This window comes from Sandaracinobacteroides saxicola, assembly GCF_014117445.1.
Taxonomy (GTDB): Bacteria; Pseudomonadota; Alphaproteobacteria; order Sphingomonadales; family Sphingomonadaceae; genus Sandaracinobacteroides_A; species Sandaracinobacteroides_A saxicola.
Map to the genome: position 1 here is coordinate 2750539 of NZ_CP059851.1, position 13667 is coordinate 2764205.

General features: G+C 66.6%; 14 protein-coding genes. 6 read left to right on the forward strand and 8 right to left on the reverse strand.

Features of this window, described 5'->3' with window-relative positions; genetic code table 11:
• Positions 1-19 precede the first annotated feature (19 nt).
• From H3309_RS13845 to H3309_RS13860, 4 genes are read left to right on the forward strand one after another with little or no spacing between them, the layout of a single operon-like run.
• Positions 20-313, forward strand: coding sequence for a type II toxin-antitoxin system RelE/ParE family toxin (locus H3309_RS13845; protein WP_182295290.1), 294 nt, complete (start codon positions 20-22; stop codon positions 311-313).
• The gene (locus H3309_RS13850; RefSeq protein WP_182295292.1) at positions 313-600 is read left to right on the forward strand and encodes an addiction module antidote protein; all 288 of its coding nucleotides are present in this window, start codon (positions 313-315) and stop codon (positions 598-600) included. Before H3309_RS13845 ends, H3309_RS13850 begins: the two co-directional genes overlap by 1 nt.
• On the forward strand, positions 600-1127 hold the full coding sequence (moaB, locus tag H3309_RS13855; RefSeq protein WP_182295294.1) for a molybdenum cofactor biosynthesis protein B: 528 nt from the start codon (positions 600-602) through the stop codon (positions 1125-1127). Before H3309_RS13850 ends, moaB begins: the two co-directional genes overlap by 1 nt.
• A 20-nt stretch (positions 1128-1147) precedes the next feature.
• Positions 1148-2146 (forward strand): magnesium transporter CorA family protein, encoded by a 999-nt coding sequence (locus tag H3309_RS13860; protein ID WP_182295296.1) that lies wholly within the window; start codon positions 1148-1150, stop codon positions 2144-2146.
• 36 nt (positions 2147-2182) lie between these two features.
• Here the strand turns inward: H3309_RS13860 and H3309_RS13865 are convergent, their stop codons facing one another.
• The 4 genes from H3309_RS13865 to H3309_RS13880 form a co-directional block, all read right to left on the reverse strand.
• Positions 2183-5332, reverse strand: coding sequence for a TonB-dependent receptor domain-containing protein (locus H3309_RS13865; protein ID WP_182295298.1), 3150 nt, complete (start codon positions 5330-5332; stop codon positions 2183-2185).
• Between the two features lie 327 nt (positions 5333-5659).
• On the reverse strand, positions 5660-6895 hold the full coding sequence (locus H3309_RS13870) for an acyl-CoA dehydrogenase family protein (RefSeq protein ID WP_182295300.1): 1236 nt from the start codon (positions 6893-6895) through the stop codon (positions 5660-5662).
• Between the two features lie 95 nt (positions 6896-6990).
• A complete protein-coding gene (locus H3309_RS13875; RefSeq protein WP_182295302.1) occupies positions 6991-8112 on the reverse strand; it encodes a serine hydrolase domain-containing protein in 1122 nt (373 codons plus the stop codon).
• Between the two features lie 4 nt (positions 8113-8116).
• Positions 8117-9016, reverse strand: coding sequence for an acyl-CoA thioesterase (locus tag H3309_RS13880; RefSeq protein ID WP_182295304.1), 900 nt, complete (start codon positions 9014-9016; stop codon positions 8117-8119).
• Positions 9017-9088: 72 nt separating this feature from the next.
• Here H3309_RS13880 and H3309_RS13885 point away from each other — a divergent pair, with 72 nt between their 5' ends.
• Together H3309_RS13885 and H3309_RS13890 are read left to right on the forward strand one after the other, a co-directional pair.
• Positions 9089-9844, forward strand: coding sequence for an NUDIX hydrolase (locus H3309_RS13885; RefSeq protein ID WP_182295306.1), 756 nt, complete (start codon positions 9089-9091; stop codon positions 9842-9844).
• Between the two features lie 94 nt (positions 9845-9938).
• Complete coding sequence (locus H3309_RS13890; RefSeq protein ID WP_182295308.1) at positions 9939-10340, forward strand: hypothetical protein; 402 nt, start codon at positions 9939-9941, stop codon at positions 10338-10340.
• On the opposite strand, the gene H3309_RS13895 is transcribed toward H3309_RS13890, so the two are convergent.
• From H3309_RS13895 to gshB, 4 genes are read right to left on the reverse strand one after another with little or no spacing between them, the layout of a single operon-like run.
• Entirely contained in the window at positions 10321-10665 is a 345-nt protein-coding gene (locus H3309_RS13895) for a hypothetical protein (RefSeq protein ID WP_182295310.1), read from the reverse strand. The genes H3309_RS13890 and H3309_RS13895 overlap by 20 nt on opposite strands.
• Positions 10662-12065, reverse strand: a complete 1404-nt coding sequence (locus H3309_RS13900; protein ID WP_182295312.1) for an aldehyde dehydrogenase family protein — start codon at positions 12063-12065, stop codon at positions 10662-10664. Before H3309_RS13900 ends, H3309_RS13895 begins: the two co-directional genes overlap by 4 nt.
• Entirely contained in the window at positions 12062-12670 is a 609-nt protein-coding gene (locus H3309_RS13905; protein WP_182295314.1) for a DedA family protein, read from the reverse strand. The genes H3309_RS13900 and H3309_RS13905 overlap by 4 nt, the downstream gene beginning before the upstream one ends.
• Positions 12667-13629 carry a glutathione synthase gene (gshB, locus tag H3309_RS13910; protein ID WP_182298779.1) on the reverse strand — a complete coding sequence of 321 codons (963 nt, stop codon included), beginning with the start codon at positions 13627-13629 and terminating at the stop codon, positions 12667-12669. The genes H3309_RS13905 and gshB overlap by 4 nt, the downstream gene beginning before the upstream one ends.
• Between the last annotated feature and the right edge of the window lie 38 nt (positions 13630-13667).

A 13667-nucleotide genomic window follows, 5' to 3' on the forward strand; every position in this document is an offset into this window, starting at 1 on the left:
TGCCAACTATAGTTGACAAGTGATTGATGTCAAGCAGACGCGCATCTTTGCTGACTGGTTACGGGATTTGCGCGATGCGCGTGCACGGGACCGGATCGAGCTTCGGCTCGCACGCATCGCTGTCGGGCATTTCGGTGACGTCAAACGCGTGGGCCGCAAACTGATCGAGGCCCGTGTGGACTATGGCCCCGGCTACCGTGTCTACCTGGTGCGGCGCGGACAGAAGCTGGTCGTCCTGCTCTGCGGCGGCGACAAATCCAGCCAGCAGCGTGATATCGCGGCCGCATTGGCGATGATTGAGGAGTTGGATTGATGCCCCTGGACCTGCTGCCTTACGACGCCTCAGCCTGCCTCGTCGGTCGACCCGAAGAGCAGGCATCCCTGCTGTCCGATGCGCTGGCCACCAACGATCCGGATATTGTCGCCGGCGCGCTCGCGCTGATCGCCAGGGCGCAGGGTGTGAGCGCGATGGCGCGCGAAACCGGCCTCAGCCGCGAAGCTATCTACAAGGCGACCCGCAAGGACGGCAATCCTCGGCTCTCCACGCTCATTGCCATGCTGAAATCGGCCGGCATCAAACTCACCGCAACTGCCGCCTGATGCCGCTCGACCTCTCGCGCCCCTTTCTCCCCGTCCGCATCGCCGTCCTCACCGTCAGCGACAGCCGGACGCTGGCCGAGGATCGCAGCGGGGACACGCTGGTTGAGCGCCTTACGGCGGCCGGTCATGTCCTTGCCGACCGTCGGCTGCTGAGGGACGACCTTGCCACCATCATCGACATGCTGAACCACTGGGTTGATGACCCGAGCGTGGACTGCGTCATCACCACCGGGGGCACCGGTGTTACCGGACGCGATTGCATGCCCGAGGCGTTCGGCGCCGTTTGCGAAAAGACCATCCCCGGCTTCGGTGAGCTGTTCCGCTGGCTCAGCTTCCAGACCATCGCCACCTCCACCATCCAATCCCGCGCCACCGCCGGCACCGCGCGTGGCACCTATCTGTTCGCGCTCCCCGGCTCGACCGGCGCGGTGAGGGACGGCTGGGATGGCATCCTCGTCCACCAGCTCGACAGCCGCCACCGCCCCTGCAATTTCGTCGAGCTGATGCCGCGATTGCGGGAAGCCTGACGCCGCGCTACCCAGCCCGCATGATCCGCTGCTACGTCGCCGGCGCCGAAGGAGCGCGTCCCTTCCCCGAAGATGGCGTGCTGCCGGAAGGCACGGTGTGGGTGGACGTCGCCGACCCGCTGCCGCACGAGAAGGAATGGGTGGAAAAGGCGCTTGCGCTCGACCTGCCCACCCGTGCGGACATGGAGGAGATCGAGGCCTCCAGCCGCGTCTATCGCGAAGGCGACGCCAGCTTCATGACCGCGACGCAGGTCGTCGGTCTCGACAGCGACGATCCCACCGCCGTCCCCATCGCCTTCATCCTGACGCCGCGCCTGCTCGTGACGCTGCGCTTTTCCGATCCGCACAGTTTCCGGCAGATGATCCTGCATTGCGAGCGCGTGCCGCTGCCCGACAGTTCGCTCGCCGTCCTCATCAAGCTGCTCGACATGATCGTCGACCGTCTTGCCGACATCCTGGAGCGCATGTCCGCCGACGTCGACCGTACCAGCCGTCAGGTGTTCGGGCGCGATACGCCGAAGACCAAGCGCCTGTCATCGGACAATCTGCGCGACATCCTCAGCCAGATCGGCGCCATCCAGTTCGTCGTCAACAAGGTGCATGATTCGCTGCTGACATTCGCCCGCATGATCAGTTTCCTGAACCTGCCGCAGGAAACCGAAGCCGCCGCCAACGGCAGCCGCGCGAAGCTGGACAAGCGCAGCCGGGAGGGCCTGAAATCGCTGGTGCGGGACGTCAGCTCGCTGCTGGAGAACAGCAGCTACCTCACCAACAACATCGCCTTCCTGCTCGACGCGGCGCTCGGCCGCATCAGCATCGAGCAGAACGCCATCATCAAGATCTTTTCGGTCGCCGCCGTGGTGTTCCTGCCGCCGACGCTGGTCGCTAGCATCTATGGCATGAACTTCGAGCATATGCCCGAACTGAAACTCCAGCTCGGCTATCCGATGGCCATCCTGATGATGATCCTCTCCGCCGTCCTGCCCTACCTCTGGTTCAAGAAGAAGGGCTGGCTGTAGCGGCCTTGCCCCTCCCCTGAGGGGAGGGGTGCGGGGTCAGAACTTCGCGACCGCGCCGGCGTAGAAGAAGCGGCCGCGGTTGTCGTAGATGGCGCTGCCGCCGCCGATGCCGGTCAGGCCGAGCGGAGGCTTGCGGTTGCCGATATTGTCGACGCCGATGTAGAAGTTGAACTTGTCGTTGACGTCCACGCCGGCGCGGACATTGTGGTAGGTGACCGGGCTGTAGAAGGTGCGGTCGGCGAAGTCGGCATTCTGCGGCGGGCGGCCCTGCTTGCCGAAGAAGTCCTCATAGGTGCCAAGCGTGCCCTGCGTGACGATCATCTTGCCGATGTAGCGCATCTGGTAAGCGAGGCTGAAGGGCCCGGCCTTCAGGTCGACGTTCCAGTTGAAGCTGTCGCGCGGATCCCCCAGTTCGAGCAGCAGCTGATCGGCGAAATTGGGGTTCGCCGGGTCGAGGAACTGATCATTCTGGATGGCGCGGGTGTAGAGGACGCGCGTGCCGAGCTGGACCCCGCTCTGAAACTCATGACGGTAGGCGGCCTCGACATCGATGCCGCGCACTTTCAGCTTGGCATAGTTGAGCTGGATCTGTTGCAGGCTGCCTTCGACGATCTGGAACGGCTCCTCGCCATTCGGGCCGCCGCCAGCGCCGGAGCGCTGGAACAGCGAGCAGAACTGGTTGGTGAGGTCCGGCCCATCATAGCAGGCGTTGAGGATGTTCTGCGCCGACGGGGAGGTGATCACCTTGTTCACCGTGACATCATAATAGTCGACGGTCAGCGTGAAGCCGGGAGCGAAGCGGGGCTGGAGCACACCGCCGATGGTCCAGCTGTCGGAGGTTTCGGCCTTCAGGTCGGGATTGCCGCCGGAGACGATTTCCAGCGACGAGGAATAGATGAAGTTGAAGCCCTGGGGCACGCCGGCGGCGCGGCAGTTTGCCTCTCGCGTGGCGGTGCCGGTGCCGATCTGGCCCGCGGAGCAGGGATCGACGACCGTCGCGAAATTCTGCCCCGGCGGCGTGAAGAGTTCGACGAGGTTCGGGGCACGGACGGCGCGGGCATAGTTCGCACGGAAGCGCAGGTCGCGCACCGGCGCCCACTCGATCCCGCCATTATAGGCATAGACGGTGCCGGTCGAGCCCTTGTACCTGGCGATGCGCCCGGCGCCGGTGACCGTGAGGTTGTGGAAGAAGGGCCGGTCGGCAAGGATCGGCAGCCGGATTTCGGCATAGCCCTCCGTCACCTGGAAGGAGGGTGGCGAAAAGGTGGGAATGATGTTGTAGAAGGTATAGCCCTGCTCGACGAGCTCGTCCTGCTGGTAGCGCGCGGTTTCGCGCCGATGTTCCCCGCCGATGACGAAGCCGACCGGCCCGCCGGGAAGTTCGAACCAGTCGCTGCTGTCGCCGGCCAGGAAGGCGCTGGCGACGAACTGGCTGATCTTGCCGACAGCAGTGGTATCGGTCAGGACATAGTTGCGCGCCTCGGGGCTGATGTTGCCGCCGCCGAACAGGTTGATGGGGACGCAGGCGGCGATGTCGTTCGCCAGGATAGCGTCATTGTCGACATAGGGAATGGCGGCGTCAGGGTCGAAGCGCGAACGGCAGACGATGTTGCCGCTGGCGGGATCGCGCGCGGCATCGGCCGCCAGCAGGAAGCGCTGGATGTTGAGGTTGCCGAGGATTTTGGTGCGTTCCTTGAACTCGCCATAGTTGATGCTGGCCTCGTAGCGCCAGTCATCGTTGAAGGTGCCGCGCGCGCCGATGACGCCTCGCCAGGTCTCGCGCGTCGCTTCTTCCGTTCGGGCACCCAGGCCGAGGAGGTTTTGCCGCAGCGAGAACCGGGCGGTGGGCGCAGGCGCGGTGCCGTTCTGCAAGGTGAGCTGCTGGGTGATCAGGTCGCGTGCCTGGGCGCCGAGATAGGGGTTGTCGAGCCGGGGACGTTCGCGGCTGTCACCCAGTGCGGTGCCGGTGATGAAGGCCGGGCCGCTGTTGCCGGTGCCGACCGAGCGGGTGCGCGAATATTTGGCCTCGACAAAGGGTTCGAAGGCCTCGCTCACCTCGAAGCGGCCGATCACGGTCGCGTTGAAGCGGTCAAGCGTGGGCGCGAGTTGCAGCTCGTCACCATTGCGGAAATTGTCGCCATTGCCCCCGATGAAACTGCCGTTCGGACCGATGCCGACACGCTGGCCGGTTTGCGGCGCCAGCGTGCCATCCGGGTTGAAACGGAAAACGCAGTTGTAGGGGGTGCCTTCGGGATCGGTTCCGCACGTGCCGGTGTTGAAACGGACGAGGCCCGTGTTCCCGAGGGTGGCCGAGCGGATGTCCTGGAAAAAGGTGCGGTCGGGGTTGCCATCGGAGCCGTTCGGCGTGCCGGCCGGATCGGTATCGACGGTGAGGAAACCATCATTCTGGCGCAGGTTGGGGCGTTCGCTGCCGAAATAATCCTGCTGCCGTGTATATTCCAGATTGACCGCGACATTGCCGCGGCCATCGGCGAAGTTGGTGCCGGCGGTGCCGCTGATGCGATAGGTGCCGGCATCGCCATAACCGCTGATGCCGCCCAGGCCGCGCAGCTCGACGCCTTCGAAATTGCGTTTCAGGATGAAGTTGACGACGCCGGCGATGGCGTCGGAGCCGTAGACCGCCGAACTGCCGCCGGTGATGATCTCGACCCGCTCAATGAGGTCGGTGGGAAAGATGTTGATGTCCGGCGAGACGGCATTGTTGAGGATGTCCGAGGCGACATGGCGACGGCCGTCCAGCAGGACGAGCGTGCGCTGCGTGCCGAGGCCGCGCAGATCGAGCAGGTTGAGGCCGGCGGTGCCGAGAAAGCGGGTGGAGTTGGCCTGGCTGTAGGTGCTGCGCAGCGAGGGCAGGTCGTTCAGCACGTCGCCGATCGAGACCTTCCCCGTTTCGGTGAGCTGCTGCGCGTTGATGGCGACGATCGGCACCGGGGTGTCGGTATTGGGGCGCGCGATACGGCTGCCGGTGACGACGATGGTGTCGGCAGGGTCTTCCACGGCAATGTTTTCGGTCGCGTTCGGGACCGGGGCAGCCGGCTGCGTTGCGGGCGCGGTCGGGGTGGGGTCGATGCTTTGGGCGGAAGCGGAGGCGGCGCCAAGGGCGACGAGGCTGACGGCAACAAACAGACGGCAGACGGAGTCCGGGCGGAGTTCGGTTCTGAGCATGAATGACCCTTACGCAACACAACAACACAGCGCCGGCCAGAGCTGCCCTCCAAGGGTCCGAACGTCATACTGACACGCCCGGTCGCTTCACCGACATGACAGACGTGTCGATTAAATTACATTTCAGAAAGGTTCTTTCGACAAACGGCCTTGTTTGGCGGACGAACGACATTGGGTGCGTCTCGTGGCTTGTCGTGATCTGCCGGAAGGCACCAGATATGCCCCGATGCCAGAAACATGCCGCATGATCTCACTTGAGATGCCGTCGATGGGCATGATCTCGCTGTTGCGTCCCCCATGTAAAGCTGCAATCGCGGCGACAACGCCCTAATTGTAGCGTCGCAGTTCATCCTTCGCGATGGCTTGGCGGTGCACCTCGTCCGGGCCGTCCGCCAGGCGAAGGGTGCGCTGGCCGGCATAGCCGGAGGCGAGGCCGTAATCCTGGCAGACACCGCCGCCACCGTGCGCCTGGATTGCCATGTCGATGATCTTTGTGCTGACATTGGGTGCCACAACCTTGATCATCGCGATGATGGTCTTGGCTTCCTTGTTGCCGACCGTGTCCATCATGTAGGCCGCCTTCAGGCAGAGCAGGCGGGCCTGTTCGATCTCGATGCGGGCATTGGCGATGCGTTCGTGCCAGACGCCCTGGTCGGAGATCGGCCGGCCGAAGGCGACGCGGGATTTCAGCCGCTTGCACATCTTCTCCAGCGCGCGTTCGCTGGCGCCGATGCTGCGCATGCAATGGTGGATGCGGCCCGGCCCGAGGCGGCCCTGCGCAATCTCGAAGCCACGGCCTTCGCCCAGGATGATATTCTCCACCGGCACGCGGACATTCTCCATCACCACCTCGAAATGGCCGTGCGGCGCGTCGTCATAGCCGAACACGTGCAGCGGCCGCACCTTGGTCATGCCGGGCGTGTCCATGGGCACGAGGATCTGCGACTGCTGAAGGTGCTTGGGCGCGCCGGGATCGGTTTTCCCCATGACGATGTTGACCTTGCAGCGCGGATCGCCGACGCCCGAGGACCACCATTTCCTGCCGTTGATGACATAATGGTCGCCGTCACGGGTGATGCTGGTTTCGATGTTGGTCGCATCGGACGACGCCACCGCCGGCTCGGTCATCAGGAAGGCGCTGCGGATTTCGCCGGCCGACAGCGGCGCCAGCCAGCGGTCCTGCTGCGCCTGAGTGCCATAGCGCGCCAGCACCTCCATGTTGCCGGTGTCGGGCGCGGAGCAGTTGAACACTTCGCTGGCCCAGCCGACCTTGCCCATCTCCTCGGCAAGGGGGGCATATTCCATGTTGGTCAAGGGTGTGCCGTCGAAGTGGAACTCGTGGATGGCCGGCGCGCCGGCATGGACGGGCGGTACGAACATGTTCCACAGGCCGGCGGCGCGGGCGAGGGGTTTCAGCTCCTCGATCACCTCGATCACCTTCCAGCGCTCGCCGGTCATTACCTCCTGCGCATAGCGTTCCTCGTTAGGGTAGATGTGCTCGTCCATGAAGGCGCGGACGCGTTCGATCATTTCCTTTGTGCGTGCGCTATAGTCGAACTGCATGGACTGGCTCCCTCATACTGGTCGGCGCGACCTTAGCGACGATTCGGGGAGGGGCAAGCCGCGCGTTTTGGGCAGTGGCCGGTTGCCGTGGTTGTTCAGGGCAGCAACGCCATGGTGCCATATTCCCAGGCCCAGCGCAGGCCGGTTTCGCCGAGCGCCGCGCGGGTCAGGCGGGGGAAGGCGGGTTCGGCGCGGACGTCGTTCGACAGGATCAGCACGCAGCGCAGGCGCCGTTCGAGGCAGACCAGCATGTTGCCGGTGGAATCATTGTGGCCGCCCTTGAAGAAGCCGCGGCCCTGCGGGCCGGTGAAGGTGACAACGCCGAGGCCGGCGGCAAGGCCAGGCCAGCGTTCCCCGACCGGGGCTTCGGGTTGCAGCGAGGGAAACTGGCTGCGGCTGGTAATCGGGCGCTGGGGTTCGAACAGTGCGGCACCCTGTCGCCGGACGAGGCGCGCGGTGATGGCGGCAAGGTCGGCGATGCTGCTGTCCAGCGAGCCGGCGGCACGTACCTTGCTGCGCTCGTCATGCGGTTCCGGCTGGCCGTCCGCCTTCCAGCCGTCGGCGAGGTTGTCGGCGAAATCCGCGCGCCACATCATCGCGGTGCGCCCGGCGCCGGCGGGGGCGAACAGGCGACGCTGCATTTCGGTGCCGACGTCGAGGCCGAGGCCGGCCTCCAGCACGAATTGCAGCAGGATGATGCCATCGCCGGAATAGGCGTAACGGCTGCCGGGGGTGAAGTGAAAGCGCAGCTTTCCATCCGGTTCGAGGAAACCGAAATTGGAAAAGCCCGAGGCATGGGTGAGCAGGATGCGCGGCGTGAGCAGCCGCCAACGGTCATCGCCGGCAAGGTCCGACCAGCGGGCATAGCGCCGCTCGATCTCGGGGCCGGCATAATCGGGCAGCGGTTTCGGCAGCAGGCTGGCGATCGGGGCGTCCAGGGTCAGCCGACCCTCGGCTGCCAATTGCAGGACAGTGGCAGCAAACAGGGTCTTGGTCAGCGAGGCGGCATACATCACCGTGTCGCGTGTCAGCGGCTGCCCGGCGGCGTTGCGCAGGCCGTGCGCGCTGACATGTGTGACGCGGCCGCGATCGATGACGGCGATGGCCAGGCCCTTCGCGCCGGTGGCGGCCATGGCCTCCGCCACAGCCTGTTCGAGGGGCGTCGCGGGCGCCGCGGCGGGCAGCATCAGGGCGAGGAGGAATATGGTGGTGCGCATCGGTTCAAGCGCGGATCGGGCGCAGCAGGGCCTCTTGCGCGGTGCTGGCGATCAGGCGGCCGTGGCGGTCGTGGATGCTGCCACGGGCGAGGCCGCGCCCTGACTGGGCGCTGGGACTGTCACAATCGAACAGCAGCCAGTCGTCGGCGCGGGCCGGGCGGTGAAACCACATGGCATGATCCAGGCTGGCCATGAACAGGCTGGGGCTGGGCATCGGCAGCGTGTGCGGCATGGCGGCAGTGCCGGCGAGCCAATAATCGGAAAGATAGGCGAGCAGGCAGGCCTGGTCGGGGCCATCGTTGGCGGTGGCGGCGCTGGGAAGACGAATCCACAGCGTGCGGCGCGGCGCGGCCTCCGGCTTTTGCAGGAACTGCGTGGGATCGACCGGCTTCACCTCGATCGGGCGCTCGGGGGCGCTCCAGCGGCGGATCAGCCAATCCGGCAACCGGTCGGCCCATTTGGTGGCGAGGGTCGGCAGGTCGTCGAGCATCTCCGGGCCGGGGATGCCGGGCGCGATGGGCGTGGCATGGTCGAACCCCTCCTCGGCGGCGTGGAACCCGCACTCCATGTGGAAGATCGGCTGGCCCTGCTGCACGGCGGTAACGCGGCGGGTGGAGAAGCGGCCGCCATCACGGGTACGGTCGACCTGGTAGATCACCGGACTGTCAGCCTTGCCGGCGCGCAGGAAATAGCCGTGCAGCGAGTGGACGCCGCGGTCCTCGACCGTGTGCGTGGCGGCGGTGAGGGCTTGGGCGAGCACCTGGCCGCCGAACAGGGCATTGTTGGCGTTGCGCTGGTTGTAGCGGTTGCGGAACAGGTTCAGATCGAGCGCTTCGAGCGCGAGCAGTGCCGGGGCGCTCTTGCCATCCCATGGCAAGACGGAGGCGGGAGCGGGTTCGGACATGGCTGATGGCGTGCCATCGCCCTGGCGTTCGTGCAAGCTGGCTTTGCCGGAGCGAGCGCCTAAGGTGGCGGCATGTCCGATGAAATCGCCACGCCCGCCGCCACCGTGATCATCCTGCGGGACGTAGCGCCGCCCGAATTCCTGATGATCCAGCGCGCGAGTACGATGGGCTTTGCCGGCGGTGCGATGGCCTTTCCTGGGGGAAAGGTGGATGCCGGCGACCGGGCGGAAGGGGTGGTTTACGCGGGGTTCGACGGGCTGGACGGGGTAGACGCCGCGGCACGGATCGCGGCCGCGCGGGAGGCGTTCGAGGAGGCCGGCATCCTGTTGTCGGCCGGACCGACGGTTTCGGTGGCGGCGCGGGCGTCGGCACGGACCGCGCTGGTGCGGCACGAGCGGACATTCGGGCAGGTGCTGGCAGGGTTCGGGCACAGCTTGTCGGCCGACGTGTTTCGGCCGTTCGCGCGCTGGGTTCCACCGCCGGGGCTGCACCGGCGGTTCGACACGCATTTCTACCTGGCGCGGCTGCCCGATGGTGAGGAGGCGCTGGAGGATGGCGACGAGACAACGGCGGCGCGCTGGGTGACGGCGGATGGTGCGCTGGCGGACCATCTGGCGGGACGCGGGCAATTGCTGTTCCCGACACGCTGCAATGTCGAGCGGCTGGGGCAGTTCAGTTCGCTGGAGGCGCTGTGGAATGATGCGACGCCGATGGCCGATGTGCAGCCTCGGGTAGCCGAGGTGGCAGGCGAAATGATGCTGATCATTCCCGATGGCATCGGCTACCCGGTGACGCGGCGACCCTTGTCGGGGGAACGGCGGGCCTGACGCAGGCTGCTGTTTCTACATGAGAAAAAGCGGGATTATTGGCGGCATTCCCGCAGCATGGCAGGGTCTTCGTGTCGGAAGGAGCCGAGTCGTCATGCCGAAGGGAAAGGTCCGGGAGCCGAAACGCGTGGTGCTGGAAAAGCCGTTCGGCGGCATCGCGGCAGGGTGCATCCTGTTCGTGGCGACGCCGGAGATCGTCGCCGACTATGTGCGGGCCATTCCCGCCGGCGAAACGCGCAGTGTCGAGCGGATGCGCCACGAGCTGGCACGGCGCCATCGCGCCGACGCGAGTTGCCCGGTTTCGACCGCCATTTTCGTGCGGCAGGTGGCGGAAGGGGCGTTGAAGGCCATGGCGGAAGGGGCGGCGCGCGATACGGTGGCGCCCTTCTGGCGGCTGGTGGCGGCGGGAACGCCGATCGCGAAGCGGTTGCCGGTGGACGCTGCCTGGCTGGAGGCGCAGCTGGCGCTGGATGCCGCTACACCGGCGCCGGCCTGACGCGGAAGCCGCGGACCGGGTTGCAATCGGGCGTGGCGGTGATGCTGGCGCGGCCTTTCAGGGTGACGAAGACGCGCAGCTCGCCTTCGTCCGGGCAGATTTTGTAGGTCCAGCTGTAATCCCAGCCGTCGGCGTAGTCGACCGATTGCGCTTCGGCAAAATGGCCGCGGCGTTCGCCTGCGCTGCTGATGTAGCTGATGAGCGCGCGTTCGGCGATGCGGTCTGCATCCTCCTGCGTGATCGGGGAAGCGGGCCGGAACAGCCAGACAGCGGCGGCGGCGGTGAGCGCCAGCATGGCGAGGGTGAGCTTGCCCGCCGTGGTCATAGGAAGGCGTCGAGCGGCAACGCGGTGCCGGCCTGGGCGTAGATCGCGCGGGTGCGGAAGAAGCGGGTGAGGCCGGCCGCGCCGGAGCGCGGTGGTCCCATGCCGGAAAGCTTGAAGCTGCTCTTCTCGGCGTCCGAGAGCAGGCTGGTCAGCGCGCCGTCGTTGAGGCTGACGGCGCCGGCGTGGAGATACCGGGCGACGGCGGCAGCCTCATCGAGTGTGCCGGCGAGGACAGCGGCGGAGAGGCCGAAATCGCCGCTGTTGGCAAGGGCGATGGCGTCGCCGGGGGTGTCAACCGACGTGACGGGCATAACGGGGCCGAAGGTCTCCTCGGTCATCACGGCCATCGCCGACGTGGCGTTGGTGAGGATGGTGGGACGAAGCCAGAGGCCACCGTGGTTTTCGACGCGGCCACCGGCGAGGAGGGTGGCGCCTTTGGCGAGCGCGTCGTCAACCTGCGCCTGCACCTGATGCGCCTGTTTTTCGAAGATGAAGGGACCGAGGCCGGCAGAGGCGGGTGAGGCGGTGTTGAGCGGGACGGCGTCGGCGAGGCGGGTGAGTTCGGCGAGGAAAGGTTCGGCGATGGCGCGCGCGACGTAGATGCGCTCGATCGACTGGCAGGCCTGGCCGGTGGCGCGGCAGCTGGCGGAGAGCGCAATGGCGGCGGCCTGGTGGGGATCGGCACTGGCGAGGATGATCATCGGATCCTTGCCGCCGAGTTCGAGGCTGGCGGGAACGAAGGCGCGGGCAGCGGCCTCGGCAACCTTTCGCCCCGTGGCGACGCTGCCGGTGAAGGCGATGAAGTCGACGGTGTTGACGAGGGCGGCGCCGGTGGCGCCGTCGCCCTCCACCACGGCCAGAACGGGGGCGAGCGCGGGGATGGTGGCAACACAGGCCATCAGGGGGGCGATGAAGCGGGGCGTGACCTCCGACGGCTTGACGAGGGCGGCGCAGCCGGCGGCGAGCGCGGGGATGGCATCGGTCAGCGCCAGCAGCAGCGGGAAGTTCCACGGGCTGATGACACCGACAAGGGCATAGGGGACCGGCGCGGTCGAGAAGGTGATGCCCGGCATGGCGGCCGGCGACGAGGGCCGGTGGGCGGCGGCGATCAGGGCGGGAGCGGTGGCGGCCCAGCGTCGCAGCGCGGCGGCGGTGGCGCTGATTTCCAGGCGGGCGACACTGTGGCGGCCGGTATCTGCGGTAAGCGCGGCGAGGAGGTCTGGCGAGGCTTCGAGCGCGTCGGCGAGGACCATCAGGTCGGCCGCGCGGTCATCGGGCGACCGGCCGGCCCAGGCGGGTTGGGCAGCGCGCAGCGCGGCGGCGTGCGCGGCGATGGCGGCGGCATCGAGGGGGGCGATGCAATGGTCATGAAGGCCGCTGTGCGGATTGCGCACCTTCATGGCGCGGACTTCGTTTTTTTCCAGGTGATGACCCGGTAGAGGTAGATGCCGAACAGGATGACGATGATGGCGGTGGAGAGCGGCCCGATGACCTTGTCGATCTCCGCAAATCTTTTGCCCAGCAGATAGCCGGCAACCGCGAGGCCCGTGGTCCAGACGAAGGTGCCGAGCGAGGAGTAGAAGAGGAAACGGCGCCAGTCCATCGCGACCAGGCCGGCGGGGATGGAGATGAGCGAGCGCACCGTCGGCAGCACGCGGCCGACGCCGACAATCGCCCCGCCATAGCGTTCGAACAGCTTCTGGCCGCGGACGATCTCTTCATGATCGAGCGTCAGGATGCGGCCGAAACGGATGGCGAAGCGTTCGAAGCGCGTGAGGCCGAGCCAGGCGGCGAGCAGATACCAGAAGATGTTGCCGATCATGCTGCCGATGGCGCCGGCGATGATCACACCGGTCAGGCTGTGGCCGCTTTGCGCGGCGTAGATGCCGGCGAGCGGCATGATGACTTCGGACGGGATCGGCGGGAACACCGTTTCCACGAACATCAGCAGGCCGATGCCGACATAGCCGAAATTGTCGATGATGGTGCCGATCCAGTCGGTCATGCGCGGCGCGCCTCCACCGCGTCCCAGAAGCGCGCGGGCGTGTCGGTGCCATTGAAGCGGTCGATGGCGACGATGCCGGTGGGGCTGGTGACGTTGATTTCGGTGAGGTGCCCGGCGATCACGTCGATGCCGACGAAGACCAGACCGCGTTGCTTCAGCGCGGGGCCGAGGCGGGCGCAGATTTCCACCTCCCGCGCGGTGAGTTCGGCGGCGTGGGCGGAGCCGCCGGCGGCGAGGTTGGAGCGGATTTCGCCGCTTTTGGGCAGGCGGTTGATGGCGCCGGCGGGTTCGCCATCGATCAGCACGATGCGCTTGTCGCCTTCGGCAACACCGGACAGGAAAGCCTGCACCATGAAGGGTTCGCGCCAGATCTGGCCGAACAGTTCGGTCAGCGCGGGCAGGTTGCTGTCCGATTCGGGTACATGGAAGACCGCGCTGCCGGCGTTGCCGTAGAGCGGCTTTACCACGATGGCGCCGTGGCGGGCGCGGAAGGCCTGCGCCTCCGCCAGCGACCGGGTGACGAGGGTGGGCGGCATCAGGTCGGCGTATTCCAGCACGAACAGCTTTTCCGGCGCGTTGCGGACGCTGGCGGGATCGTTCACCACCTGCACGCCGGCGGCCTGGGCGCGTTCGAGCAGATGGGTGGCGGTGATATAGGCCATGTCGAAGGGCGGATCCTGCCGCATCAGCACGGTATCAATGCCGGTAGCAAGGTCGAGGGGAGCGCGTTCGCCAAGCCATTCGAAATGCGCGCCCGGAGCGCCCGGCGTGGGGCGCATGACACGCAGCGGCCGGGCATCGGCGACAACGCGGCCTTCGACCCAGTGCAGCTGGTTGGGGCCATAGTGCCAGAGCCGGTGGCCACGTGCCTGCGCCGACAGCATCAGCGCGAAGGTGGAATCGCCGGCGACATTGATGGTTTCGATGGGATCCATCTGGACCGCGACGGCGAGGGACAAGGGCATGACTGGCGCTATGGCGGTGGCGGGCGATGAGG

Excerpts from the sequence above, each read along its gene's own strand:
- H3309_RS13850 (WP_182295292.1), top strand. The coding sequence starts at position 313 with ATGCCCCTGGACCTGCTGCCTTACGACGCCTCAGCCTGCCTCGTCGGT.
- moaB (WP_182295294.1), top strand. The coding sequence starts at position 600 with ATGCCGCTCGACCTCTCGCGCCCCTTTCTCCCCGTCCGCATCGCCGTC.
- H3309_RS13900 (WP_182295312.1), bottom strand. The coding sequence starts at position 12,065 with ATGAAGGTGCGCAATCCGCACAGCGGCCTTCATGACCATTGCATCGCC.
- H3309_RS13865 (WP_182295298.1), bottom strand. The coding sequence starts at position 5,332 with ATGCTCAGAACCGAACTCCGCCCGGACTCCGTCTGCCGTCTGTTTGTT.
- H3309_RS13860 (WP_182295296.1), top strand. The coding sequence starts at position 1,148 with ATGATCCGCTGCTACGTCGCCGGCGCCGAAGGAGCGCGTCCCTTCCCC.
- H3309_RS13890 (WP_182295308.1), top strand. The coding sequence starts at position 9,939 with ATGCCGAAGGGAAAGGTCCGGGAGCCGAAACGCGTGGTGCTGGAAAAG.
- H3309_RS13880 (WP_182295304.1), bottom strand. The coding sequence starts at position 9,016 with ATGTCCGAACCCGCTCCCGCCTCCGTCTTGCCATGGGATGGCAAGAGC.
- H3309_RS13905 (WP_182295314.1), bottom strand. The coding sequence starts at position 12,670 with ATGACCGACTGGATCGGCACCATCATCGACAATTTCGGCTATGTCGGC.
- H3309_RS13885 (WP_182295306.1), top strand. The coding sequence starts at position 9,089 with ATGTCCGATGAAATCGCCACGCCCGCCGCCACCGTGATCATCCTGCGG.
- H3309_RS13875 (WP_182295302.1), bottom strand. The coding sequence starts at position 8,112 with ATGCGCACCACCATATTCCTCCTCGCCCTGATGCTGCCCGCCGCGGCG.
- H3309_RS13870 (WP_182295300.1), bottom strand. The coding sequence starts at position 6,895 with ATGCAGTTCGACTATAGCGCACGCACAAAGGAAATGATCGAACGCGTC.
- H3309_RS13895 (WP_182295310.1), bottom strand. The coding sequence starts at position 10,665 with ATGACCACGGCGGGCAAGCTCACCCTCGCCATGCTGGCGCTCACCGCC.